This is a genomic window from Pseudomonas carassii (assembly GCF_036324045.1).
Lineage (GTDB): Bacteria > Pseudomonadota > Gammaproteobacteria > Pseudomonadales > Pseudomonadaceae > Aquipseudomonas > Aquipseudomonas peradeniyensis.
The window spans coordinates 25,534-45,692 of the sequence record NZ_JAZDCT010000036.1; the positions used below are offsets into that span (position 1 = coordinate 25,534).

21 protein-coding genes are annotated in these 20,159 nt (G+C 65.0%); 6 read left to right on the forward strand and 15 right to left on the reverse strand.

Features of this window, described 5'->3' with window-relative positions; all coding sequences use genetic code 11:
- Positions 1–40 precede the first annotated feature (40 nt).
- The 3 genes from V0R62_RS22060 to V0R62_RS22070 all read left to right on the forward strand — a co-directional run bounded on the left by V0R62_RS22060 (position 41) and on the right by V0R62_RS22070 (position 2,325).
- Positions 41–541 (forward strand): DUF2938 domain-containing protein, encoded by a 501-nt coding sequence (locus V0R62_RS22060; protein ID WP_330105240.1) that lies wholly within the window; start codon positions 41–43, stop codon positions 539–541.
- 133 nt (positions 542–674) lie between these two features.
- Positions 675–1,592 carry an EamA family transporter gene (locus tag V0R62_RS22065; protein WP_330105227.1) on the forward strand — a complete coding sequence of 306 codons (918 nt, stop codon included), beginning with the start codon at positions 675–677 and terminating at the stop codon, positions 1,590–1,592.
- Between the two features lie 34 nt (positions 1,593–1,626).
- Positions 1,627–2,325 carry a hypothetical protein gene (locus tag V0R62_RS22070; RefSeq protein WP_330105228.1) on the forward strand — a complete coding sequence of 233 codons (699 nt, stop codon included), beginning with the start codon at positions 1,627–1,629 and terminating at the stop codon, positions 2,323–2,325.
- On the opposite strand, the gene V0R62_RS22075 is transcribed toward V0R62_RS22070, so the two are convergent.
- A complete protein-coding gene (locus tag V0R62_RS22075; protein ID WP_330105229.1) occupies positions 2,300–3,103 on the reverse strand; it encodes a substrate-binding periplasmic protein in 804 nt (267 codons plus the stop codon). The genes V0R62_RS22070 and V0R62_RS22075 overlap by 26 nt on opposite strands.
- 131 nt (positions 3,104–3,234) lie before the next feature.
- Between V0R62_RS22075 and dnaX the strand changes: the two genes are divergently transcribed.
- The 3 genes from dnaX (at position 3,235) to recR (ending at position 6,392) form a co-directional block, all read left to right on the forward strand.
- Positions 3,235–5,301 carry a DNA polymerase III subunit gamma/tau gene (dnaX, locus tag V0R62_RS22080; RefSeq protein ID WP_330105230.1) on the forward strand — a complete coding sequence of 689 codons (2,067 nt, stop codon included), beginning with the start codon at positions 3,235–3,237 and terminating at the stop codon, positions 5,299–5,301.
- A gap of 64 nt (positions 5,302–5,365) precedes the next feature.
- Positions 5,366–5,701: a YbaB/EbfC family nucleoid-associated protein gene (locus tag V0R62_RS22085; protein ID WP_028692865.1), complete on the forward strand. Its 336-nt coding sequence runs from the start codon at positions 5,366–5,368 to the stop codon at positions 5,699–5,701.
- Between the two features lie 88 nt (positions 5,702–5,789).
- Complete coding sequence (recR, locus tag V0R62_RS22090) at positions 5,790–6,392, forward strand: recombination mediator RecR (protein ID WP_330105231.1); 603 nt, start codon at positions 5,790–5,792, stop codon at positions 6,390–6,392.
- A 246-nt stretch (positions 6,393–6,638) separates the two neighbouring features.
- On the opposite strand, the gene V0R62_RS22095 is transcribed toward recR, so the two are convergent.
- The 14 genes from V0R62_RS22095 to V0R62_RS22160 all read right to left on the reverse strand — a co-directional run bounded on the left by V0R62_RS22095 (position 6,639) and on the right by V0R62_RS22160 (position 20,154).
- Entirely contained in the window at positions 6,639–7,187 is a 549-nt protein-coding gene (locus V0R62_RS22095) for an adenine phosphoribosyltransferase (RefSeq protein WP_050706580.1), read from the reverse strand.
- Positions 7,188–7,239: 52 nt separating this feature from the next.
- Positions 7,240–7,974, reverse strand: coding sequence for a Crp/Fnr family transcriptional regulator FnrA (gene fnrA / locus V0R62_RS22100; protein WP_011533044.1), 735 nt, complete (start codon positions 7,972–7,974; stop codon positions 7,240–7,242).
- 187 nt (positions 7,975–8,161) lie between these two features.
- Positions 8,162–9,544, reverse strand: a complete 1,383-nt coding sequence (gene hemN, locus V0R62_RS22105; protein ID WP_330105232.1) for an oxygen-independent coproporphyrinogen III oxidase — start codon at positions 9,542–9,544, stop codon at positions 8,162–8,164.
- A 128-nt stretch (positions 9,545–9,672) separates the two neighbouring features.
- On the reverse strand, positions 9,673–10,356 hold the full coding sequence (locus tag V0R62_RS22110; RefSeq protein WP_279888615.1) for a sulfite exporter TauE/SafE family protein: 684 nt from the start codon (positions 10,354–10,356) through the stop codon (positions 9,673–9,675).
- Positions 10,349–10,561, reverse strand: coding sequence for a cbb3-type cytochrome oxidase assembly protein CcoS (ccoS, locus tag V0R62_RS22115; RefSeq protein WP_050706577.1), 213 nt, complete (start codon positions 10,559–10,561; stop codon positions 10,349–10,351). Before ccoS ends, V0R62_RS22110 begins: the two co-directional genes overlap by 8 nt.
- Positions 10,543–13,014, reverse strand: coding sequence for a heavy metal translocating P-type ATPase (locus tag V0R62_RS22120; protein ID WP_330105233.1), 2,472 nt, complete (start codon positions 13,012–13,014; stop codon positions 10,543–10,545). Before V0R62_RS22120 ends, ccoS begins: the two co-directional genes overlap by 19 nt.
- Before the next feature lie 84 nt (positions 13,015–13,098).
- The gene (locus V0R62_RS22125; RefSeq protein WP_186715623.1) at positions 13,099–13,629 is read right to left on the reverse strand and encodes a FixH family protein; all 531 of its coding nucleotides are present in this window, start codon (positions 13,627–13,629) and stop codon (positions 13,099–13,101) included.
- Between the two features lie 15 nt (positions 13,630–13,644).
- Positions 13,645–15,060, reverse strand: a complete 1,416-nt coding sequence (gene ccoG, locus V0R62_RS22130) for a cytochrome c oxidase accessory protein CcoG (protein WP_330105234.1) — start codon at positions 15,058–15,060, stop codon at positions 13,645–13,647.
- Positions 15,061–15,364: 304 nt separating this feature from the next.
- Positions 15,365–16,345 carry a cytochrome-c oxidase, cbb3-type subunit III gene (gene ccoP / locus V0R62_RS22135; RefSeq protein WP_330105235.1) on the reverse strand — a complete coding sequence of 327 codons (981 nt, stop codon included), beginning with the start codon at positions 16,343–16,345 and terminating at the stop codon, positions 15,365–15,367.
- Positions 16,342–16,533, reverse strand: a complete 192-nt coding sequence (locus V0R62_RS22140) for a cbb3-type cytochrome oxidase subunit 3 (RefSeq protein ID WP_186715629.1) — start codon at positions 16,531–16,533, stop codon at positions 16,342–16,344. Before V0R62_RS22140 ends, ccoP (V0R62_RS22135) begins: the two co-directional genes overlap by 4 nt.
- A gap of 5 nt (positions 16,534–16,538) precedes the next feature.
- Positions 16,539–17,147 carry a cytochrome-c oxidase, cbb3-type subunit II gene (gene ccoO / locus V0R62_RS22145; RefSeq protein WP_186715631.1) on the reverse strand — a complete coding sequence of 203 codons (609 nt, stop codon included), beginning with the start codon at positions 17,145–17,147 and terminating at the stop codon, positions 16,539–16,541.
- Positions 17,147–18,589, reverse strand: coding sequence for a cytochrome-c oxidase, cbb3-type subunit I (gene ccoN / locus V0R62_RS22150; RefSeq protein ID WP_186715633.1), 1,443 nt, complete (start codon positions 18,587–18,589; stop codon positions 17,147–17,149). Before ccoN ends, ccoO begins: the two co-directional genes overlap by 1 nt.
- Before the next feature lie 432 nt (positions 18,590–19,021).
- Positions 19,022–19,963: a cytochrome-c oxidase, cbb3-type subunit III gene (gene ccoP, locus V0R62_RS22155; RefSeq protein WP_330105236.1), complete on the reverse strand. Its 942-nt coding sequence runs from the start codon at positions 19,961–19,963 to the stop codon at positions 19,022–19,024.
- Positions 19,960–20,154, reverse strand: coding sequence for a cbb3-type cytochrome oxidase subunit 3 (locus tag V0R62_RS22160; protein WP_011533056.1), 195 nt, complete (start codon positions 20,152–20,154; stop codon positions 19,960–19,962). Before V0R62_RS22160 ends, ccoP (V0R62_RS22155) begins: the two co-directional genes overlap by 4 nt.
- Between the last annotated feature and the right edge of the window lie 5 nt (positions 20,155–20,159).

The window sequence follows — 20,159 nt, forward strand, 5'->3', positions numbered from 1 at the left end:
CGGCATCGACCTTTCCGTCAATCTGCCAAGGGCTTTCGACATGAGCGTTTCTTCTCTCGCATTTTCCATCCTGCTTGTCGGCATCGGCGCCACCCTGGTCATGGACCTGTGGACCCTGCTGCTCAGGCGCCTGGGCGTCACCACCCTGAACTACGCGATGGTCGGGCGCTGGGTTGGCCACCTGTTCGCGGGGCGCTGGCGGCATGCGGCGATCGGCAAGGCTGCGCCGGTCAGGGGGGAGCTGGCGTGGGGCTGGTTGTTCCACTACGCCACGGGGCTGGTGTTTGCGGCGCTGCTGGTGGCTATTGCCGGGGAGGGGTGGTTGCTGGCGCCGTTCCTGTGGCCCGCGTTGCTGTTCGGGGTGGTCTCGGTGCTGGTGCCATTGTGTGTGGTGCAGCCTGCGTTTGGGGCGGGGTATTTTGCCAGTCGTACACCGATGCCGCTCAGGAGCTGCCTGCGTAGCTTGGCCACGCATGGGGTGTTCGGTTTAGGCCTGTTCCTGAGTGCGGTAGTGCTGGCAGGGGTTCGTAGTTTTCCCTGACAGGTTAAACAGGCATGTTTAGGTCGACTCTCTAATTGCGGAGCGGTCTCACGATTTGCCCGGAGCCGTCTGGCATCGTTTTAGTGGCGGTGCGATTACTGTGCTGTTTCTAAATCGGCCTGGAGAAGCACAGATGAACATGAGTCGGCGAGACCTGTTTGCCGGTGTGCTGGTGACAGTCCTCTGGGGGTGCAACTTTTCCGTGATCGAACTGGGGCTCAAGACTCTGGATCCGTATCTTTTGACACTCCTGCGTTTCACATTCTGCGCCGTGCCGTTGGTGTTCTTCATCAGGCGTCCGGCCGGCGTTTCCCTTGCCGTGCTGGCCGGATATGGCGCGATGTTCGGAGCAGGCCTGTGGTGGATGGTCAATTTCGCCATGTACAACGGCCTATCGCCGGGCATGTCGTCGGTGTTCCTGCAGTTCAGCGCCTTTTTCACCATCGGTTGGAGTGCCTTGTTCCTGGGCGAGCGAATCAATGCCGTGCACGTGGGTGGCATGGCGTTCGCAGTTGCAGGGTTGTTGCTGATACTGCTTGGCAGTGAGCCCTCCACCTCGTTCGGCATCCTCCTCGTGTTGCTGGCGGCGATGGCCTGGTCCTTATGCAACCTGCTGGTCAAGGTCAAGCGACCTGGGCAGATGATGGCATTCATCATCTGGTCGAGCCTGTTCTCGGTGCCGGTGATTATGTTGCTGACGGTGGTGACGCAGGGGACGGCGCCCTTTGCCAGCCTTGTGCAAGGCCTGGCCTGGGAGGCGTTGTTCTCTATCGCGTTCCAGAGCTATGTCACCACGTTGTTGGGGTACTTGGTCTGGAACAACCTCATGAAAAAGTACCCGGCAACCCATGTCGCGCCGCTTTCACTGTTGGTTCCTGTTTCTGGCCTGCTGGCCTCATACCTGTTCTACGAAGAGGTACTGAGCGTTGCCCAGGGGCTTGCCATTGGCCTTGTACTGGTTGGTATCGCGGTCTTCCTGAATGCGCAGTCGTTGTCAGCGCTTGTGCTTTCCAGGCGAGCCCCGCGTTCGAGGGCCTCGCAAGGCAATTGAGGCGGCACTGTTCTGATACGCAAGGGAGACTGCGATGCTTGACATGAACAGGTACAGGTACGAGTACTTCTATGACATGGCCACGGTGATCGAAGGTGTTCTTCCCGAGACGCTCTGTGACGAACTGGCCAGCCGGGCCCAGGTTGTTATCGATGAAAAGGGCGTGGACTTGGTGCGGCACTCCGGCCTTGGTACGGATGCGGTGTCGGATCTGGGTGGCGACTATCACCATCATATTTTCAAAGGCGATGATGTCAGGCGCTGCCTGCCAGAACTCTATGCGATCTATCACGCATTGGTGCCACTGGTTAGTCTGGTCACATATACCGACACGGTGGTTTCGCCTTATCCGCTGTCTGATGTGAATATCAAGGCCTATCCACCTGGCGGTGGGACACTGGGGCTGCACTACGACACCAACGGTATTACGGTCCTGCTGTTCCTGACCAGCAACAGTGAGGCGCCATTGCGCATGCAGATCGAGCGCACCCATCCCAGCAAGAATGCGCCGTGGATCGAGCACAGGAAGATCTATGCGCGTAAGGGCGCGCTGCTGGTCATGCAGGGACGCAAGGTCCTGCATGATAGTGAACCGACGGTGAGCGAGCAGAAGCTTTCCGTCGTCTACAACTACTACGAGCGGCACGACACTTATCGACATGAGGATTTCGACAATTTCGTCTACTACGGTGCCAAACCGAAATGTCTCAGTGAGTCTTCCGGCCAGGAGTGATGCCGGCCGGATTTTCTGCCACCGGGAGCGAGGGAGCCCGGTGTTGGTCATCGGTATACCGCTCGACGATCCGCTGCATCTCCCCGGACTGCTTGATCCGTACCAGCGCCCTGAGCACGCCTTGGGTCGGCAGTTGGGGATCGTTGCGCACCATGCAGCCCAGCGCTTGCTCTTCCAGCACGGCCAAGGCCTGCAGGCGTTGTCCCGGGGGCAGGGAGCGGTTGTACCACTGCAATGACAGCTGGTTGCTGATCGCGTGGCGAAAGCGTCCGGCCTGTAGCTTCTGCAGGGCCAGTAGCTGGTTGCGGCTATCCTCGCGCTGCAGGTGGCCCTGGCTGAATAGAGGTTCCAGGGTGGGGTAGGTGTAGCCGAGCACGGTGCCGATGGCCTGGGGCGGCAGTGCTTCCGGGCGGGTGGGCCCGCTGTCGCCGGGGCGGCCGATCAGCAGGTCGCGCTGTTCTACGATGGGGATGCTCCACAGGTAGTCGCCCGGCCGGTCGGTCAGCCACTGGGTGGAGACATAGCAGCGCACGTCGATTTCACCGGCCTGCATCGCCTCCTGCAGGCGCAGGCGGGCCATCACGTGGTATTGCGGGCGGGCGTCGGTCTCCCGGGCAATGGCCTGCATCAGCTCGAAAAGGATGCCTTCCACCGGTTGCTGGTCCTCGGTGCGCATCAACGGCATGCTCCAGCTTTCGGCGACGGAAAAGCGCAGCACCGGCGGTTGCGCCAGGCCGTGGGTGGTCCACAGCAACAGGATGGCCAGGACTCGCCGCACGCCTCATCCTCCTTGATCCGCCGCCGGTGTGCCCGTTACTGAGCTTAGACGAGATCGGCAGGGTGCAATTTCGGCCCCGCTCCGCTAGCATTAGCGCTCTTTCCGCCCGCTCCGGTCACGATGGTTTTTTGATGAGTTATCAGGTTCTTGCACGTAAATGGCGTCCGCGCTCGTTCCGCGAAATGGTCGGCCAGACCCATGTGCTCAAGGCTTTGATCAACGCCCTGGACAACCAGCGCCTGCACCACGCCTACCTGTTCACCGGTACCCGGGGCGTGGGCAAGACCACCATCGCGCGGATCATCGCCAAGTGCCTGAACTGCGAGACCGGCATCACCTCTACCCCGTGCGGCACCTGTTCGGTGTGTCGGGAGATCGACGAAGGCCGTTTCGTCGACCTGATCGAGATCGACGCCGCCAGCCGCACCAAGGTCGAGGACACCCGCGAGCTGCTCGACAACGTGCAGTACGCGCCGAGCCGCGGGCGCTTCAAGGTCTACCTGATCGACGAAGTGCACATGCTCTCCACCCACTCGTTCAACGCCTTGTTGAAGACGCTGGAAGAGCCGCCGCCCTACGTCAAGTTCATCCTTGCCACCACCGACCCGCAGAAGCTGCCGGCGACCATCCTGTCGCGCTGCCTGCAGTTCTCGCTGAAGAACATGAGCCCGGAGCGGGTGGTCGAGCACCTGACCCATGTGCTGGGCGCCGAGAACGTGCCGTTCGAGGAGGATGCCCTGTGGCTGCTCGGTCGCGCCGCCGATGGCTCGATGCGCGACGCCATGAGCCTGACCGACCAGGCCATCGCCTTTGGCGAGGGCAAGGTGCTGGCCGCCGATGTGCGGGCGATGCTCGGCACCCTCGACCATGGCCAGGTGTACGGTGTGCTGCAGGCGTTGCTCGAGGGTGATGCCCGGGCATTGCTGGAGGCGGTGCGTGACCTGGCCGAGCAAGGGCCGGACTGGAACGGCGTGCTGTCGGAAATGCTCAATGTGCTGCATCGGGTGGCCATCGCCCAGGCGTTGCCCGAGGCGGTCGACAACGGCCAGGGCGACCGTGAGCGCGTGCTGGCGCTGGCCCAGGCACTGCCGGCCGAGGATGTACAGTTCTATTACCAGATGGGCCTGATCGGTCGTCGCGATCTACCGTTGGCGCCGGACCCGCGTGGCGGCTTCGAAATGGTCCTGTTGCGCATGCTGGCGTTCCGTCCGGCTGACACCGATGATGCGCCGAAGCCGGTACTAAAGCCGGTGGGGATCAGCCAGGCCACAGCTGATCCGGCCCAACCGGTGGCAGCGGCTGCTGTGGCCGTGGCGCCGCCCGTTGCCGCCAGCCCTGTCGCTGAAGCGGTCGCGCCGGTGCCCGTGGCTGAGCCACCCGTACAGCCCGTGCCGCCAGTCATCGAAGTGCCGGTCGTTGCCGAGGTTGCCGAGGCACCGCAATCGGAACCAGAGCCCGAGCCTGAGCCGCAGCCCGTCGAGGAGGTCATCGACCTGCCGTGGGAGGAGCCCGTTGCCGCGCCAGCGCCGGTTGCCCCCGAGCAGCCGCCCGAGCCTGCACCTGCGGTCGAGGCCGCCAACCCGCAGCCGGACTACGACGAGCCGCCGTTCGATCCGTCGGCCTACAGCCCGGCGGGCATGGAGCGCGATGACGAGCCGCCGGCGGACGAGGACTACTACGCGCCCGACAGCGACCCGGCCGGCTTCAGCTATCTGGATGAGTTGGCCGAGCACGTGCAGGAAGAGGCGCCCGCCCAGGCGCCGGAGCCGCTGCCGGCGGCCATGCCCGCGACCGGGTTGGCCCTGCAATGGCTGGAATTATTCCCACAGTTGCCTGTCTCCGGTATGACAGGCAACATCGCCGCAAACTGTACGCTGATCGCCGCCGATGGCGATGACTGGCTGTTGCACCTGGACCCGGGGCAGGGTGCGTTGTTCAACTCGACGCAGCAGCGCCGGCTGAACGACGCGCTCAACCAGCAGCTGGGTCGCGAGATTCGCTTGAAGATCGAGCTGATCCGACCCGAGCAGGAAACCCCGGCCCAGGCCGCCTCGCGCAAGCGCGCCGAGCGCCAGCATGACGCCGTGGTGTCGATCGAGCAGGATCCGCTCATCCAGCAGATGATCCGGCAGTTCGGCGCGACGGTCAGGCAGGATACTATTGAGCCTGTAGACGCCCTGGCCAGCCAGGGCCAATGAACGGATAACCATGCGGCCCGCCTGTGCGGGGCCGCATCACATGACCCAATCGAGGTATACCCCCATGATGAAAGGTGGCATGGCCGGCCTGATGAAGCAGGCCCAGCAGATGCAGGAAAAGATGCAGAAGATGCAGGAAGAGCTGGCCAACGCGGAAGTCACCGGCCAGTCCGGCGGCGGCCTGGTCAGCGTGGTGATGACCGGTCGTCATGACGTCAAGCGCGTCAGCATCGACCAGAGCCTGATGTCGACCGACGAGGACGACAAGGAAGTGCTCGAGGACCTGATCGCCGCCGCGCTGAACGACGCCGTGCGCAAGATCGAGCAGAACAGCCAGGACAAGATGGGCAGCATGACCGCCGGCATGCAACTGCCGCCTGGTTTCAAGATGCCGTTCTGATCCGGCTCACGCTGCACAATGGGGAGCAACGGCCAAGCGGTCGTTGCTCCCTTCTTCGTTCTGTTTACCGACTGACAGGCCTGCCTAGATGAGCTTCAGCCCCCTGATCCGCCAACTGATCGACGCCCTGCGCATTTTGCCCGGTGTAGGCCAGAAAACCGCCCAGCGCATGGCCCTGCAGCTGCTCGAGCGCGACCGCAGCGGCGGCACGCGCCTGGCCCAGGCCCTGAGCCAGGCCATGGAGGGCGTCGGCCACTGCCGCCAGTGCCGGACCCTGACCGAGCAGGAGCTGTGCCCGCAGTGCTCTGATCCACGCCGTGACGACAGTCAGCTGTGCGTGGTGGAAGGCCCGATGGATGTGTACGCGGTGGAGCAGACCGGCTATCGCGGTCGTTATTTCGTGCTCAAGGGGCACCTGTCGCCGCTCGATGGCCTGGGGCCGGAGGCGATCGGCATTCCGCAGTTGATGGCGCGGATCGAGGAGCAGGGGACCTTCAGCGAGGTTATCCTGGCCACCAACCCCACGGTGGAGGGGGAGGCGACTGCCCACTACATCGCCCAGCTGCTGGCCGAGAAGGGTCTGGCCGCCACGCGCATCGCCCATGGCGTGCCGTTGGGCGGGGAGCTGGAGCTAGTGGATGGCGGGACGCTGGCGCACGCCTTTGCCGGGCGCAGGCCGATTTCGCTGTAAGACCCAGCCCTTTCAAGGTGTCGATAGTTGGCGTTCGGCTTGGATTTGCCGGGGCTGCTTTGCAGCCCTTTCGCGGCACAAGGCCGCTCCTACAGGCGACTGCGCCCTCCTGTAGGAGCGGCCTTGTGCCGCGAAAGGGTCGCAAAGCGACCCCGGCAATCCTGAGTTGGAACGGTCATATCGAAAAAAACGCAGAACCTTGACGGGGGTGGCTGTAAGCCCACGCAAAGCATCGCGAGCGCGAACTCAGTACTCGCTCAGGGAAAACTCGGTCAGGCAGAAGGTCGGCACCCCGGCCGCCTGCAGGCGGCGCGAACCTTCCAGCTCCGGCAGGTCGATGATCGCCGCCGCCTCGAACACCTGGGCGCCGGTGCGACGCACCAGGTTGGCCGCGGCCAGCAGGGTGCCGCCGGTGGCGATCAGGTCATCGAAGATCAATACCGAGTCGCCGTCGCAGAGGCTGTCGGCGTGCACCTCCAGGAAGGCCTCGCCGTATTCGGTCTGGTAACCCTCCGACAGCACGTCGGCCGGCAGCTTGCCCTGCTTGCGGAACAGGATCAGCGGCTTGTTCAGCTGGTGGGCGATGATCGAGCCGATCAGGAAGCCCCGCGCGTCCATGGCGCCGATATGGCTGAAATCGGCCTCGACATAGCGCTCGATGAACTGGTCGGCGACATAGCGCAGCCCGCGCGGCGACTGGAACAGCGGGGTGATGTCGCGGAAGATCACGCCCGGCTTGGGGAAGTCCACTACCGGGCGGATCAGGGCTTTGAGGTCGAAGGTGTCGCTGTGCATGGGCGGGTATCCTGGAAAAACTCGGCGCCAGTATACCCTGTTCACGGGGCGATCAGGCTTCGAGCGCTCCACCGGCCAGCGCACACAGCTGGATCGGGTCGAGGATGTGCACTTCCTTGCCCTCGGCCTTGAGCAGGCCGTTCTGCTGGAAGCGGGTGAACACCCGGGACACGGTTTCCACCGCCAGGCCCAGGTAGTTGCCGATCTCGTTGCGCGACATGCTCAGGCGGAACTGGTTGGCCGAGTAGCCACGGGCGCGGAAGCGCGCCGACAGGTTGACCAGGAAGGTGGCGATACGCTCGTCGGCGGTCTTCTTCGACAGCAGCAGCATCATCTGCTGGTCGTCGCGGATCTCGCGGCTCATCACCCGCATCAGCTGGCGGCGCAGTTGCGGCAGCTGCACCGACAGTTCGTCGAGGCGTTCGAAGGGGATCTCGCACACCGAGGTGGTTTCCTGGGCCTGGGCCGACACCGGGTAGGCCTCGGTGTCCATGCCGGATAGGCCGACCAGCTCGCTGGGCAGGTGGAAACCGGTGATCTGCTCTTCGCCGGCATCGCTGAGGCTGAAGGTTTTCAGGGCGCCAGAGCGGACCGCATAGACCGAGCCGAAATTGTCACCCTGGCGGAACAGGAACTCGCCTTTCTTCAACGGGCGGCCGCGTTTGACGATTTCATCCAGTGCATCCATGTCCTCCAGGTTCAGGGACAGGGGCAGGCACAGGGGGGCCAGGCTGCAATCCTTGCAGTGGGCCTGGTTGTGTGGGCGCAGTTTTACTGGCTCGGACATTTCTTTCGATCCTTGTGGGAAAGCACACATAAGCCGTAAGGATAACCTGCGGCATGGGCTGTAGGCCAGTGTGCGCATTTTTGGTGCACGCTAGCGGCGGTGCGGAAGGTGTGTTCCGCCACCGTTCAACTGTCCATAGTGTGCCCCGAAAGGCGGGCTGTCCATGCGGTGAAACGCCTCAATCGCTTCAGATCACCCGGGAGAAACGCTGGCGATTCTGCTGCGCGAGGTAGGCGTCGAACACCATGCACACCGAGCGCGCCAACAGACGCCCGGCCGGCAGGATGCGGATGCCCTTGGCGTCCAGGCTGATCAGGCCGTCGCGCTGCATGGCTTGCAGCTGTGGCCACAGATCCTTGAAGTAGCCGCGAAAATCGATGGTGAAGGCCTGCTCGAACGCCTCGAAATCCAGTTCGAAGTGGCAGATCAGTTGCTGGATCACCGCCCGACGCAGGCGGTCGTCCTGGTTGCACAAAAGGCCGCGCTGGGTCGCCAGCTGGGCGGTGGAAAGGGTGTCCTGATAGGTGTTGAGGTCGCTGCTGTTCTGGCAGTACAGGTCGCCGATCTGGCTGATCGCCGACACGCCCAGGCCGATCAGGTCGCAGTGGCCATGGGTAGTGTAGCCCTGGAAGTTGCGCTGCAGGGTGCCTTCCTCCTGGGCGATGGCCAGCTCGTCGTCGGGCAGGGCGAAGTGGTCCATGCCGATGTAGCGGTAGCCGGCGGCGGTCAGCTGGTCGATGGTGGCGTGGAGCATTTCCAGCTTGGCCGCCGGCGCCGGCAGGTCGGCGCTGTCGATGCGCCGCTGGGGCATGAAGCGCTCGGGCAGGTGCGCGTAGTTGAATACCGACAGACGGTCGGGCTGCAGGCGGATCACTTCCTCGACAGTGCGGGCGAAACCTTCCGGGGTCTGCTTGGGCAGGCCGTAGATCAGGTCGAGGTTGATCGAGCGAAATTGCAGGGTGCGCGCGGCCTCGATCAGGGTGCGGGTCTGCTCCAGGCTCTGCAGGCGGTTGACCGCGCGCTGCACGGCCGGATCGAGGTCCTGCACGCCGAGGCTGACGCGGTTGAAGCCCAGCTCGCGCAGCAGGCCCATGGTCGACCAGTCGGCCTCGCGCGGGTCGATCTCGATGCCGTAGTCGCCGGAGTCGTCGTCCAGCAGGTGGAAGTGCTGGCGCAGCGTGGCCATCAGCTGGCGTAGTTCCACATGGCTGAGGAAGGTCGGCGTGCCGCCGCCGAAGTGCAGCTGCTCGACCACCTGTTTCGGGTCGAGGTGGCAGGCGATCAGCTGGATCTCCTGCTCCAGGCGCTGCAGGTAGGGCGCGGCGCGGCCACGGTCCTTGGTGATGACCTTGTTGCAGGCGCAGTAGTAGCAGATGTTGGCGCAGAACGGCACGTGCACGTAGAGCGACAGCGGGCGCGTGGCGCGGCGGCTTTCGCGCAGGGCGTGAAGCAGGTCGAACGAGCCCACTTCGCCGTGCAGTTGCACGGCGGTCGGATAGGAGGTGTAGCGTGGCCCGGCCAGATCGTAGCGACGAATCAGGTCGGCGTCCCAGCGTAGGTCGTCGAGCATGTGGGTGGTCCCCGGATAGAGCTGCAGTGTCCGGAGTCTAGGGGCGGATGTAAGAAGTCGTGTTGATTTGTATCAAGGTGAGTTGGCGACCGTCGCGGGGCTGGCGTGGGAGCGGGCTTGCCCCGCGATCAGTGCCCCATCAACCAGTGTTGATGCGGCCCTGGCAATGTCCACAGACCAAACAGGATCACGAGCAATCCGCCAGCCACGCGCACACCGCGCTTGCGCAACAGGGCGCCCACGCGCTCCGCCGCGAGCCCCGTGGCCAGCAACACCGGCCAGGTGCCGACGCCGAACGCCAGCATCAGCGCCGCGCTGTGCAGCGCATCGCCCTGGCTCGCCGCCCACAGCAGGGTGCTGTACACCAGCCCGCACGGCAGCCAGCCCCACAGGGCGCCCAGCAGCAGGGCGCGAGGCAGGCTGGACACCGGCAGCAGGCGGGTGGCCACCGGTTGCACATGGCGCCACAAGCCGCGACCGAGTGCCTCAATACGGGTCAGGCCGCTCCACCAGCCGGCCAGGTACAGGCCCATGGAGATCAGCAGCAGCGCCGCGATGACGCGCAAGCCGATGGCCAGCGGGCTGCTCGCCAGCGCCACGCCGGCAAGGCCCAGCAGCAGGCCGGCGGCGGCATAGCTGAGAATGCGCCCGAGGTTGTAGGCCAGCAGCAGGCGCAGGCGTCGGCCGCGCTGCTCGGGTGGGATGGCCAGGGTGAGGGCGCCCATCAGGCCGCCGCACATGCCCAGGCAGTGGCCACCGCCGAGCAGGCCCAGGACCAGCGCCGAGCCCAGGAGTGGAATCAGTTCAGGCACGTGGCGCGGGGTCCTTGTCGTCGGGCTGTTCGTCCCCAGGCTTCACGGCGGCCTGGTGGCGCGGGTCCTGGTCATCGAACAGGATGCTGTGGGCCGGGCCTTCGAGGTCGTCGTACTGGCCGCTGTCCACCGCCCAGAAGAAGATGTACACAGCGACGCCGACCAGCAGCAGGGCGGCGGGGATCATCACGTAGAGGGCGGGCATAGCGGTTTCCTTTCGAGCGACGCCGGCTCGCGTGCGGCCGGCGCCGCATCGGCGGGCAGCCGGGTCAGGCGCAGGGCGTTGAGCACCACGATCAGCGAACTGACCGACATGCCGATCGCCGCCCACACCGGGGTGATCCAGCCGAGCGCGGCGAACGGCAGCATGAGGCCATTGTACAGCGTCGCCCAGAGCAGGTTCTCGACAATGTTGCGGCGGGTCCGGCGGGCCAGGTCGAAGGCCTGCACCAGCGCCTGCAGGCGGTTGGACAGCAGCACCGCGTCGGCGCTGGTCTTTGCAAGGTCGGTGGCGCTGCCCATGGCGATGCTGATGTCGGCGGCGGCCAGCACCGGCACGTCGTTGACGCCGTCGCCGAGCATCAGCACCTTGCGGCCCTCGCCTTGCAGGGCCTTGAGGCGGGCGAGCTTGTCGTCCGGGCGCAGGCCGCCGATCGCCTGGTCGATGCCCAGTTGCGCGGCCACTTCCGCGACCATCGGCGAGCTGTCGCCGGACAGCAGCAGCGTTTGCCAGCCACGGGCCTTACAGGCGGTCACCAGGTCCTGGGCGTCGTCACGCAGGCGGTCGTCCAGGGCGAACCAGGCCAACGGCCCTTGCCGGTCGCCCAACAGCAGCCATTGCCCACGCGGTTCCGGCACGGCGGGCACCTCGGCGCCGCTGAGGGCGCAGACGAAGGCGGCCTGGCCGATGCGTAGGCGTTGGCCGGCCAGTTCGCCTTCCAGGCCCAACCCTGGCATGGCATTGACGCTTTCGGCGGCCTGGGCGGCGCGGCCGAAGGCGCGGGCGATGGGGTGCTCGGAGCGGTTTTCCAGGGCGGCGGCCAGCGCCAGGCACTGGTCGCCGTCCAGCCGGCCTAGCGGGCGCACGCTGCGCAGGGCCAGGCGGCCTTCGGTGAGGGTGCCGGTCTTGTCGAAGATCACCGTGTCGATCTGGTTCAGCCCCTCCAGCACATGGCCGCGGGTGATCAGCAGGCCGAGCTTGTGCAGGCTGCCGGTGGCCGCGGTGAGGGCGGTCGGCGTGGCCAGTGACAGGGCGCAGGGGCAGGTGGCGACCAGCATGGCCAGGACGATCCAGAACGCCCGTGGCGCATCCAGTTGCCACCAGACCACGCCGATCACGGCGGCGGCCACCAGGGTGAACAGCAGGAACCATTGCGAGGCGCGGTCGGCGATTTCCGCCAGGCGTGGTTTCTCCGACTGGGCGCGCTCCAGCAGGCGGACGATGGCCGACAGCCGCGAATCCTGGCCCAGGGCCTGGACTTCGACGGTGAGGGTGCTTTCGACGTTGAGGGTGCCGCCGGTCACCCGGTCGCCGACGCGGCGCGCCAGGGGCAGGTATTCGCCGGTCAGCAGCGATTCGTCGACGCTGGAACGGCCGTCGACGATCAGCCCGTCGGCCGGGATCACTGCGCCGGGCAGCACCTGCACCCGGTCGCCGCACTGCAGCTCACCGAGCAGGATGCGCTCGCCCTGGCCGTTGGTGTCCAGGCGCAGGCACGAGGCCGGCAACAGGTTGACCAGCTGCGCGGTGGCCGCCGCGGTGCGCTCGCGGGCGCGGCGTTCGAGGTAGCGGCCGGTGAGCAGGAACAGGGCGAACATGCCGACGGTGTCGAAGTACAGCTCGCCACTGCCGGTGATCGCGGTCCAGATCCCGGCGCAGTAGGCCAGGGCGATGGCCAGCGACACCGAGACGTCCATGGTCAGGTGGCGGGTGCGCAGGTCGCGGGCCGCGCCCTTGAAGAACGGCGCGCAGCTGTAGAACACGATGGGGGTGGTGAGGAACAGCGCGACCCAGCGCAGGATGGTGTGCAGCTCGGGCGACAGGTCGATGTTGAATTCCGGCCAGGTGGCCATGGTCGCCATCATCGCCTGGAACCACAGCAGCCCGGCCACGCCCAGGCGGCGCAGGGCGCTGCGGTTTTCCCGGGCCAGCTGTTCGGCAGCCTGGTCGGGCTGGTAGGGGTGGGCGGCGTAGCCGATCTGGCGCAGCTCGGCCAGCAGTTTGGACAGTGGCAGTTGCTGGTCGTCCCAACTGACCAGCAGGCGATGGTTGGACAGGTTCAAGCGGGCGTCGTCGACGCCGGGCAGGTTGCGCAGGTGCTTCTCGATCAGCCAGCCGCAGGCGGCGCAGCTGATGCCCTCGACCATCAGGGTGGTTTCGGCCAGCTCGCCGGCATGGCGCACGAAGGATTGCTGCACATCGCCGCGGTCGTACAGTGCCAGTTCATCCTGGAGCTGGCGGGGTAGGGCCTCGGGGTTGGCGCTGGTGTCGCTGCGGTGCTGGTAGTAGTGCTCCAGGCCGCCGGCGACGATGGATTCGGCCACTGCCTGGCAGCCGGGGCAGCAGAACTGTCGCGGCTCGCCGAGGACCACGGCGGTGAAGCGGCTGCCGGCGGGGACGGGCAGGGCGCAGTGGTAGCAGGGGGTGGGGTGGGTCATTTTGAGTCTATCTTTTGGCTTGGGATTGCCGGGGCCGCCTTGCGGCCCTTTCGCGGCACAAGGCAGCCCCAGCGGTATCGCGATTCATTGCTGATGCTCGGCCCCTTGCAGCGCCTCGTCCCCCAGCTGCAAGGTCACCCCATGCTCGACCTTCTCCTCCTCGAACAGCCGCCACACATGTTCATCCTGGCTGCCCAGCAGCTCGACGAAGCGCCGCCCCTGGACCTTGTCGTCGAGCTGGCCGACATAGCGGCCTTGCTCGGTACGGGTCAGCGGCACCTTGCGGTCCTTGTCCGGCTGGGTCGGCGAGATCAGGTTCAGCTCCAGCGTCTGCGGATCGCTGTTGCCGGTCAGGCGCACCTCCACTTCGCCGGTCAGCTCGTCCAGGTGCACGCTGGCCTTGAGGTTGAGGGTCTGGGCCAGCAGTTCGCGGTCCAGCGAGCGGTTGATGCCCTTGCCGGCCTCGTAATAGTTGTCGTTGACCAGGTTGTCCGGGTTGCGCACGGCGATGCTGACCATGGTCAAGCTCAGGCACACCGAGGTGGCCAGGATGCCGATGATGATCCAGGGCCAGAGGTGCTTGTACCAGGGGCTGGCGGCGGTGGCGGCAGGCATTGTTCGTCTTCTCTCTCAGCGGATCTGTGGGCCGATGAAACGGCTCTTGGCTTCAACCTGGCTGGCGCTGTCGTCGGCGTCCTTGAGGATGAAGGTGATTTCGTTGGTGGTCGAGGGCAGTTGTTCAGGGGCGACCGACAACTGCACCGGCAGGTTGACGATGTCGCCGGCGGTGACGCGGATCTCGCGCAGGCCTTCGAGCTTGAGGTCGGGCAGGCCGGCGGCGTCGAGCACGTAGACGTGGTCGCGCTGGTCCTTGTTCATCACCTTCAGGCTGTAGACGTTCTCGATCCGGCCCTGGGCGTTCTCGCGGTACAGCACGCGGTCCTTGGCCACGTCGAAACCTATCAGCGAGCGGGTGGCGAAAGCGGTGACCAGGGCGCCGATCATCACCAGCAGCACCAGGGCGTAGCCGATCAGACGCGGGCGCAGCATGTGGGTCTTCTGCCCGGACAGGTTGTGCTCGGTGGTGTAGCTGATCAGGCCCTTGGGGTAGTTCATCTTGTCCATGATGCTGTCGCAGGCGTCGATGCAGGCGGCGCAGCCGATGCACTCGATCTGCAGGCCGTCACGGATGTCGATGCCGGTGGGGCAGACCTGCACGCACATGGTGCAGTCGATGCAGTCGCCCAGGCCCTTGGCCTTGTAGTCGATGTCTTTCTTGCGTGGGCCGCGGGTCTCGCCGCGGCGCGGATCGTAGGAGACGATCAGGGTGTCCTTGTCGAACATCACGCTCTGGAAGCGCGCATACGGGCACATGTAGATGCACACCTGCTCGCGCAGCCAGCCGGCGTTGCCGTAGGTGGCCAGGGTGAAGAAGCCGACCCAGAAGTAGGCCCAGCCATCGGCCTGGCCTGTAAAGAACTCGATGGCCAGTTCGCGGATCGGCGCGAAGTAGCCGACGAAGGTCATGCCGGTGACGAAGCCGATCAGCAGCCACAGGCTGTGCTTGGCCAGCTTGCGCAGGAACTTGTTGGCGCTCATGGGCGCCTTGTCCAGCTTCATGCGCTGGTTGCGGTCGCCTTCGGTGATTTTCTCGCACCACATGAACACCCAGGTCCATACGCTTTGCGGGCAGGTGTAGCCGCACCAGACCCGGCCGGCGTACACGGTGATGAAGAACAGGCCGAAGGCGGCGACGATCAGGATGCCCGAGAGCAGGATGAAGTCCTGGGGCCAGATGGTGGCGCCGAAGATGTAGAACTTGCGTTCGGGCAGGTTCCACCAGACGGCCTGGTGGCCGCCCCAGTTCAGCCAGACGGTGCCGAAGTACAGCAGGAACAATACCGCGCCACCGACCATCCGCAGCCTGCGGAAGATGCCAGTGAAGGCGCGGGTGTAGATTTTTTCGCGCGAGGCGTAGAGGTCGACGGAATCCTTCCCTTTGCTGGCAGGCGGGGTGACGTCATGTACCGGAATTTGCTTGCTCATCATCAAGTCCCACGGCAGTGGAGAAATGCCGCGGCCAGTGCGTGCCGGCCGCAGTCTCGCGCGTTCTGCTAGCGCTCTGCGGCCCATGATACGCCTGAGATGGCGCGTGCGGGGCGCGCTGCGACCTTTAGTCGCGTTGGGTTCGTGGTGTGAATCGTGTTATGGCGGGTGTCAATTGATTCAGGTCATGAGGCCTGCAGGAATTGTGCTGTCAGTACCGGCCTCTTCGCGGGTAAACCCGCTCCCACAGGTACTTCACTGAACCTGTGGGAGCGGGTTTACCCGCGAAGAGGCCAGGCCTGCCTTACTCAGGCTGGGCCGGCGGCTCCGCCTGATGCGACAGGCTGTACACGTACGCCGCCAGCAGGTGCACCTTGTCATTACCCTGCATCTGCGCCTGGGCCGGCATCTGCCCCTGGCGGCCATAGCGGATGGTCTGCTGCAGCTGGGCGAAGCTCGAGCCGTAGATGAACGCCTGCGGATGGGTCAGGTTCGGCGCGCCCATGGCTGGTGTGCCCTTGCCTTCAGGCCCGTGGCAGGCCACGCAGTTGGTGGCGAAGATCTGCTGGCCCTTGACCGGGTCGGCCTTGGCGTCCTCGGGCAGCTTGCGGCCGTCGAGGTTGGTCAGCACGAAGGCCGCCACATCCGCCACGCCCTGCTCGCCGATCACCGTGGCCCAGCCCGGCATCACGCCGTGGCGACCGTTCATGATGGTGGTCTTGATGGTCTCCGGCTCGCCGCCCCAGCGCCAGTCGTTGTCGGTCAGGTTGGGGAAACCGTAGGCGCCGCGGGCGTCGGAGCCGTGGCACACCGAGCAGTTGGAGGCGAACAGGCGCGCGCCCATCTTCAGGGCCTGCGGGTCCTTGGCCACGTCCTCCAGCGGCATGGCGGCGAACTTGGCGAAGATCGGCCCGAAACGGGCGTCGGCCTTGGCCATTTCCTTTTCCCACTCGTGCACGCCGGTCCAGCCGGCCTGGCCGTTGGAGAACTCGGTCTTCTTGTCGTTGTCGACGTAGGCGTAGCCCGGCAGGATGCCTTTCCAGTTGCCCAGGCCGGGGTACAGCACCAGGTAGCCAAGGGCGAAGACGACGGTGCCGACGAACAGCCAGAACCACCATTTCGGCAGCGGGTTGTCGTACTCCTCGATGCCGTCGAAGGCGTGGCCGACGACTTCGTCGGTAATCTCTTCGCGCTGGCCCTTGCGGGTCGACAGCAGCAGCCAGGTCAAGGCGAAGATGGTGCCCAGGGTCAGGACGGTGACGTACAGACTCCAGAAGGTTGTCATTGTTGTTTGCTCCTAGAAGCTTTTGCTTGCTCGACGTGCCGGGTGGCGTCTGGATCGTCCGCGAACGGCAGTTGCGTCGCTTCGTCGAATTCCTGCTTGCGCCGCGGGCTGAATACCCACAGCGCCAGGCCCACGAAGGCCACCAGCACCACGACGGTGCCCAGGCCGCGAATCATCCCGATATCCATCAGCGTCACCGTTTGCTTTTGATGAGGGTGCCAAGGCCTTGCAGGTACGCGACGATGGCGTCCATTTCGGTCTTGCCCTTGACCGCGTCGCGGGCACCGGCGATGTCTTCGTCGGTGTACGGCGTGCCCAGGGTGCGCAGCACTTCCATCTTCTTGGCGGTGTCCTTGCCGTCGAGCTTGTTCTCCACCAGCCACGGGTACGACGGCATCTTCGATTCCGGTACCACGTTGCGCGGGTTGTACAGGTGCGCGCGGTGCCAGTCGTCCGAGTAGCGGCCGCCGACCCGGGCCAGGTCCGGGCCGGTACGCTTGGAGCCCCACAGGAACGGGTGGTCCCACACGCTTTCGCCGGCCACCGAGTAGTGGCCATAGCGTTCGGTCTCGGCGCGGAATGGCCGGATCATCTGCGAGTGGCAGCCCACGCAGCCTTCGCGGATGTAGATGTCGCGGCCTTCGAGCTCCAGCGCGGTGCGTGGTTTCATGCCCTCGACCGGCTTGTTGGTGACGTCCTGGAAGAACAGCGGGACGATCTGGGTGAGGCCACCGACGCTGACGGCGATGACCATGAAGAAGGCCATCAGGCCAATGTTCTTCTCGACTGCTTCATGCTTCATCAGTGGGCTCCCACGACGACGATCTTGGCGGCTTCCTCAGCCTGAACCGGGTTGGCGGCGCGCACGGTACGGAACACGTTGTAGGCCATCAGCAGCATGCCGGAGGCGAAGAACGCACCGCCCAGGGCGCGGACGATGAAGCCCGGGTGGCTGGCCTGCAGGGCTTCGACGAAGGAGTAGGTGAGGGTGCCGTCGTCGTTGATGGCGCGCCACATCAGGCCCTGGGTGATGCCGTTGACCCACATCGAGGCGATGTACAGCACGGTGCCGATGGTGGCCAGCCAGAAGTGCGCGTTGATCAGGCCGACGCTGTGCATCTGATCGCGGCCGTAGAGTTTCGGGATCATGTGGTAGACCGCGCCGATCGAGATCATCGCCACCCAGCCGAGGGCGCCGGCGTGGACGTGGCCGATGGTCCAGTCGGTGTAGTGCGACAGCGAGTTGACCGTCTTGATGGCCATCATCGGGCCTTCGAAGGTGGACATGCCGTAGAACGCCAGGGAGACGACCAGGAAGCGCAGGATCGGGTCGGTGCGCAGCTTATGCCAGGCGCCCGAGAGGGTCATCATGCCGTTGATCATGCCGCCCCAGCTCGGCGCCAGGAGGATGATCGACATCACCATGCCCAGCGACTGCGCCCAGTCCGGCAGCGCGGTGTAGTGCAGGTGGTGCGGGCCTGCCCAGATGTACAGGGTGATCAGCGCCCAGAAGTGCACGATCGACAGGCGATAGGAGTAGATCGGGCGTTCGGCCTGCTTGGGCACGAAGTAGTACATCATCCCCAGGAAGCCGGTGGTGAGGAAGAAGCCCACGGCGTTGTGCCCGTACCACCACTGGATCATCGCGTCGGTGGCGCCGGCGTAGGCCGAGTAGGACTTGAACAGGCTCACCGGCAGGGAGATGTGGTTGACGATGTGCAGCATCGCGGTGACCACGATGAAGGCGCCGTAGAACCAGTTGCCGACGTAGATGTGCTTGGTCTTGCGCTTGACGATGGTGCCGAAGAACACCAGGGCGTAGGTGACCCAGACGATGGCCAGCAGGATCGCCAGCGGCCACTCGAGCTCGGCGTATTCCTTGGTGGTGGTGAAGCCCATCGGCAGGGTGATCAGCGCGCCGACGATCACCGCCTGCCAGCCCCAGAAGGTGAAGGCGGCCATGCTGTCGGAGATCAGCCGGGTCTGGCAGGTGCGCTGCACCACGTAGTAGCTGGTGCCGAACAGGGCGCAGCCACCGAAGGCGAAGATCACCAGGTTGGTGTGCAGTGGGCGCAGGCGGCCGAAGCTCGTCCATGGCAGGTCCAGGTTGAGCTGGGGCCATACCAGTTGCGAGGCGATGAAGACGCCGAGCCCCATGCCAAGGATCCCCCAGACCACCGTCATGATGGCGAACTGGCGGACGACCTTATAGTTATAAGCAGTCGGACTGATTGCAGTGCTCATTCTAAGGTTCCACGGTTTGGGTGTTCTTGTTGGTTGGTAAATCGGCGCCAGTATCGATAACCACCAGGGTTATGGCAACGCAAGGAAACCTGCGCCGACCCGTGTCCAGACCCTTTTCACCGCCGTCCCGCGGCTTTTGGGCTGGATGATTGTACACAAATAAATATTTGTAATGTGTACCGTTTTCCATGTTTTTCTGATCGTTCGGTCAAGCTTTTTAATCGGGGACGGGCACGCAAGGCGTCATCCCAAAGCCGCAGGCTCGTGAGCGTGGAGTCGATGCGTGATGTCAGGCTGTGCACCACGTCTGTTCCGGTCGCTGCGAGCGGAGCCACTGTGGCAACAAGCTTAGTTGTGTTCGGAGGGGGTGCAAGGCGGGGAGGGGCGAGGGAGGGAGTCGTGGGAGCGGCGCACTACCGCTCCCACGGGGTTTTACTTGGCGGTTACCGTTTCTGCTGCTTGCTCTTGCGACAGGCTATACACATAGGCCGCCAGCAGGTGGACCTTGTCGTTGCCCTGGATATCGTGCTGCGCCGGCATCTGGCCCTGACGGCCATAACGGATGGTCTGCTGCAGCTGGGCGAAGCTCGAGCCGTAGATGAACGCCTGCGGATGGGTCAGGTTCGGCGCGCCCATGGCCGGGGTGCCCTTGCCTTCAGGCCCGTGGCAGGCCACGCAGTTGGTGGCGAAGATTTCCTGGCCCTTGGCCGGGTCGGCCTTGACGCCTTCCGGCAGGCTGCGGCCATCGAGGTTGGTCAGCACGAAGGCCGCCACGTCGGCCACGCCCTGCTCGCCGATCACCGTGGACCAGCCCGGCATGATGCCGTGGCGGCCGTTCATGATCGAGGCCTTGATGGTCTCCGGCTCGCCGCCCCAGCGCCAGTCGCTATCGGTCAGGTTGGGGAAGCCATAGGAGCCCTTGGCGTCGGAGCCGTGGCACACCGAGCAGTTGGAGGCGAACAGCCGGCTGCCCATCTTCAGCGCCTGCGGATCCTTGGCCACTTCCTCCACCGGCATGGCGGCGTACTTGGCGAAGATCGGGCCGAACTTGGCATCGGCCTTGTCCATCTCCCTCTGCCACTCGTCTACCTGGGTCCAGCCATTCTCGTAGCCGGGCAGGATGCCTTTCCAGTTGCCCAGACCCGGGTAGAGGATCAGGTAGCCGACCGAGAACACCAGGGTGCCGACGAACAGCCAGAACCACCATTTCGGCAGCGGGTTGTCGTACTCCTCGATGCCGTCGAAGCTGTGGCCCATGGTCTGGTCGGTGGTGTCGCTGCTCTGGCCCTTGCGGGTGGCGAGCAGCAGCCAGGTCAGGCCGATCAGGCTGCCGAGGGTCAGTACGCTGATGTACGTACTCCAGAAGGTGGTCATTGCCGGGTACTCCTCATTGCAGCAGGTTCCTGCCCGGCGGGGGGCAGGCGGTCGTCGACGAAGGGCAGCAGGCGCGCTTCGGCGAAATCACGGTCGCGGCGACGGTTGAACACCCAGAGCGAGAGGCCGATGAAGGCGATCATCACCACCAGGGTGCCCAGGCCACGGATCATGCCGATGTCGATGTCCATCGCAC

Excerpts from the sequence above, each read along its gene's own strand:
- hemN (WP_330105232.1), bottom strand. The coding sequence starts at position 9,544 with ATGCTCGACGACCTACGCTGGGACGCCGACCTGATTCGTCGCTACGAT.
- V0R62_RS22060 (WP_330105240.1), top strand. The coding sequence starts at position 41 with ATGAGCGTTTCTTCTCTCGCATTTTCCATCCTGCTTGTCGGCATCGGC.
- V0R62_RS22160 (WP_011533056.1), bottom strand. The coding sequence starts at position 20,154 with ATGGACATCGACATCGGCATGATCCGTGGCCTGGGCACCCTGGTGGTG.
- V0R62_RS22120 (WP_330105233.1), bottom strand. The coding sequence starts at position 13,014 with ATGACCCACCCCACCCCCTGCTACCACTGCGCCCTGCCCGTCCCCGCC.
- ccoO (WP_186715631.1), bottom strand. The coding sequence starts at position 17,147 with ATGAAGCATGAAGCAGTCGAGAAGAACATTGGCCTGATGGCCTTCTTC.
- ccoN (WP_186715633.1), bottom strand. The coding sequence starts at position 18,589 with ATGAGCACTGCAATCAGTCCGACTGCTTATAACTATAAGGTCGTCCGC.
- ccoP (WP_330105236.1), bottom strand. The coding sequence starts at position 19,963 with ATGACCACCTTCTGGAGTACGTACATCAGCGTACTGACCCTCGGCAGC.
- ccoS (WP_050706577.1), bottom strand. The coding sequence starts at position 10,561 with ATGCCCGCCCTCTACGTGATGATCCCCGCCGCCCTGCTGCTGGTCGGC.
- V0R62_RS22095 (WP_050706580.1), bottom strand. The coding sequence starts at position 7,187 with ATGCACAGCGACACCTTCGACCTCAAAGCCCTGATCCGCCCGGTAGTG.
- V0R62_RS22070 (WP_330105228.1), top strand. The coding sequence starts at position 1,627 with ATGCTTGACATGAACAGGTACAGGTACGAGTACTTCTATGACATGGCC.
- fnrA (WP_011533044.1), bottom strand. The coding sequence starts at position 7,974 with ATGTCCGAGCCAGTAAAACTGCGCCCACACAACCAGGCCCACTGCAAG.
- V0R62_RS22085 (WP_028692865.1), top strand. The coding sequence starts at position 5,366 with ATGATGAAAGGTGGCATGGCCGGCCTGATGAAGCAGGCCCAGCAGATG.
- dnaX (WP_330105230.1), top strand. The coding sequence starts at position 3,235 with ATGAGTTATCAGGTTCTTGCACGTAAATGGCGTCCGCGCTCGTTCCGC.
- V0R62_RS22065 (WP_330105227.1), top strand. The coding sequence starts at position 675 with ATGAACATGAGTCGGCGAGACCTGTTTGCCGGTGTGCTGGTGACAGTC.
- V0R62_RS22140 (WP_186715629.1), bottom strand. The coding sequence starts at position 16,533 with ATGGATATCGGGATGATTCGCGGCCTGGGCACCGTCGTGGTGCTGGTG.
- ccoG (WP_330105234.1), bottom strand. The coding sequence starts at position 15,060 with ATGAGCAAGCAAATTCCGGTACATGACGTCACCCCGCCTGCCAGCAAA.
- recR (WP_330105231.1), top strand. The coding sequence starts at position 5,790 with ATGAGCTTCAGCCCCCTGATCCGCCAACTGATCGACGCCCTGCGCATT.
- ccoP (WP_330105235.1), bottom strand. The coding sequence starts at position 16,345 with ATGACAACCTTCTGGAGTCTGTACGTCACCGTCCTGACCCTGGGCACC.
- V0R62_RS22125 (WP_186715623.1), bottom strand. The coding sequence starts at position 13,629 with ATGCCTGCCGCCACCGCCGCCAGCCCCTGGTACAAGCACCTCTGGCCC.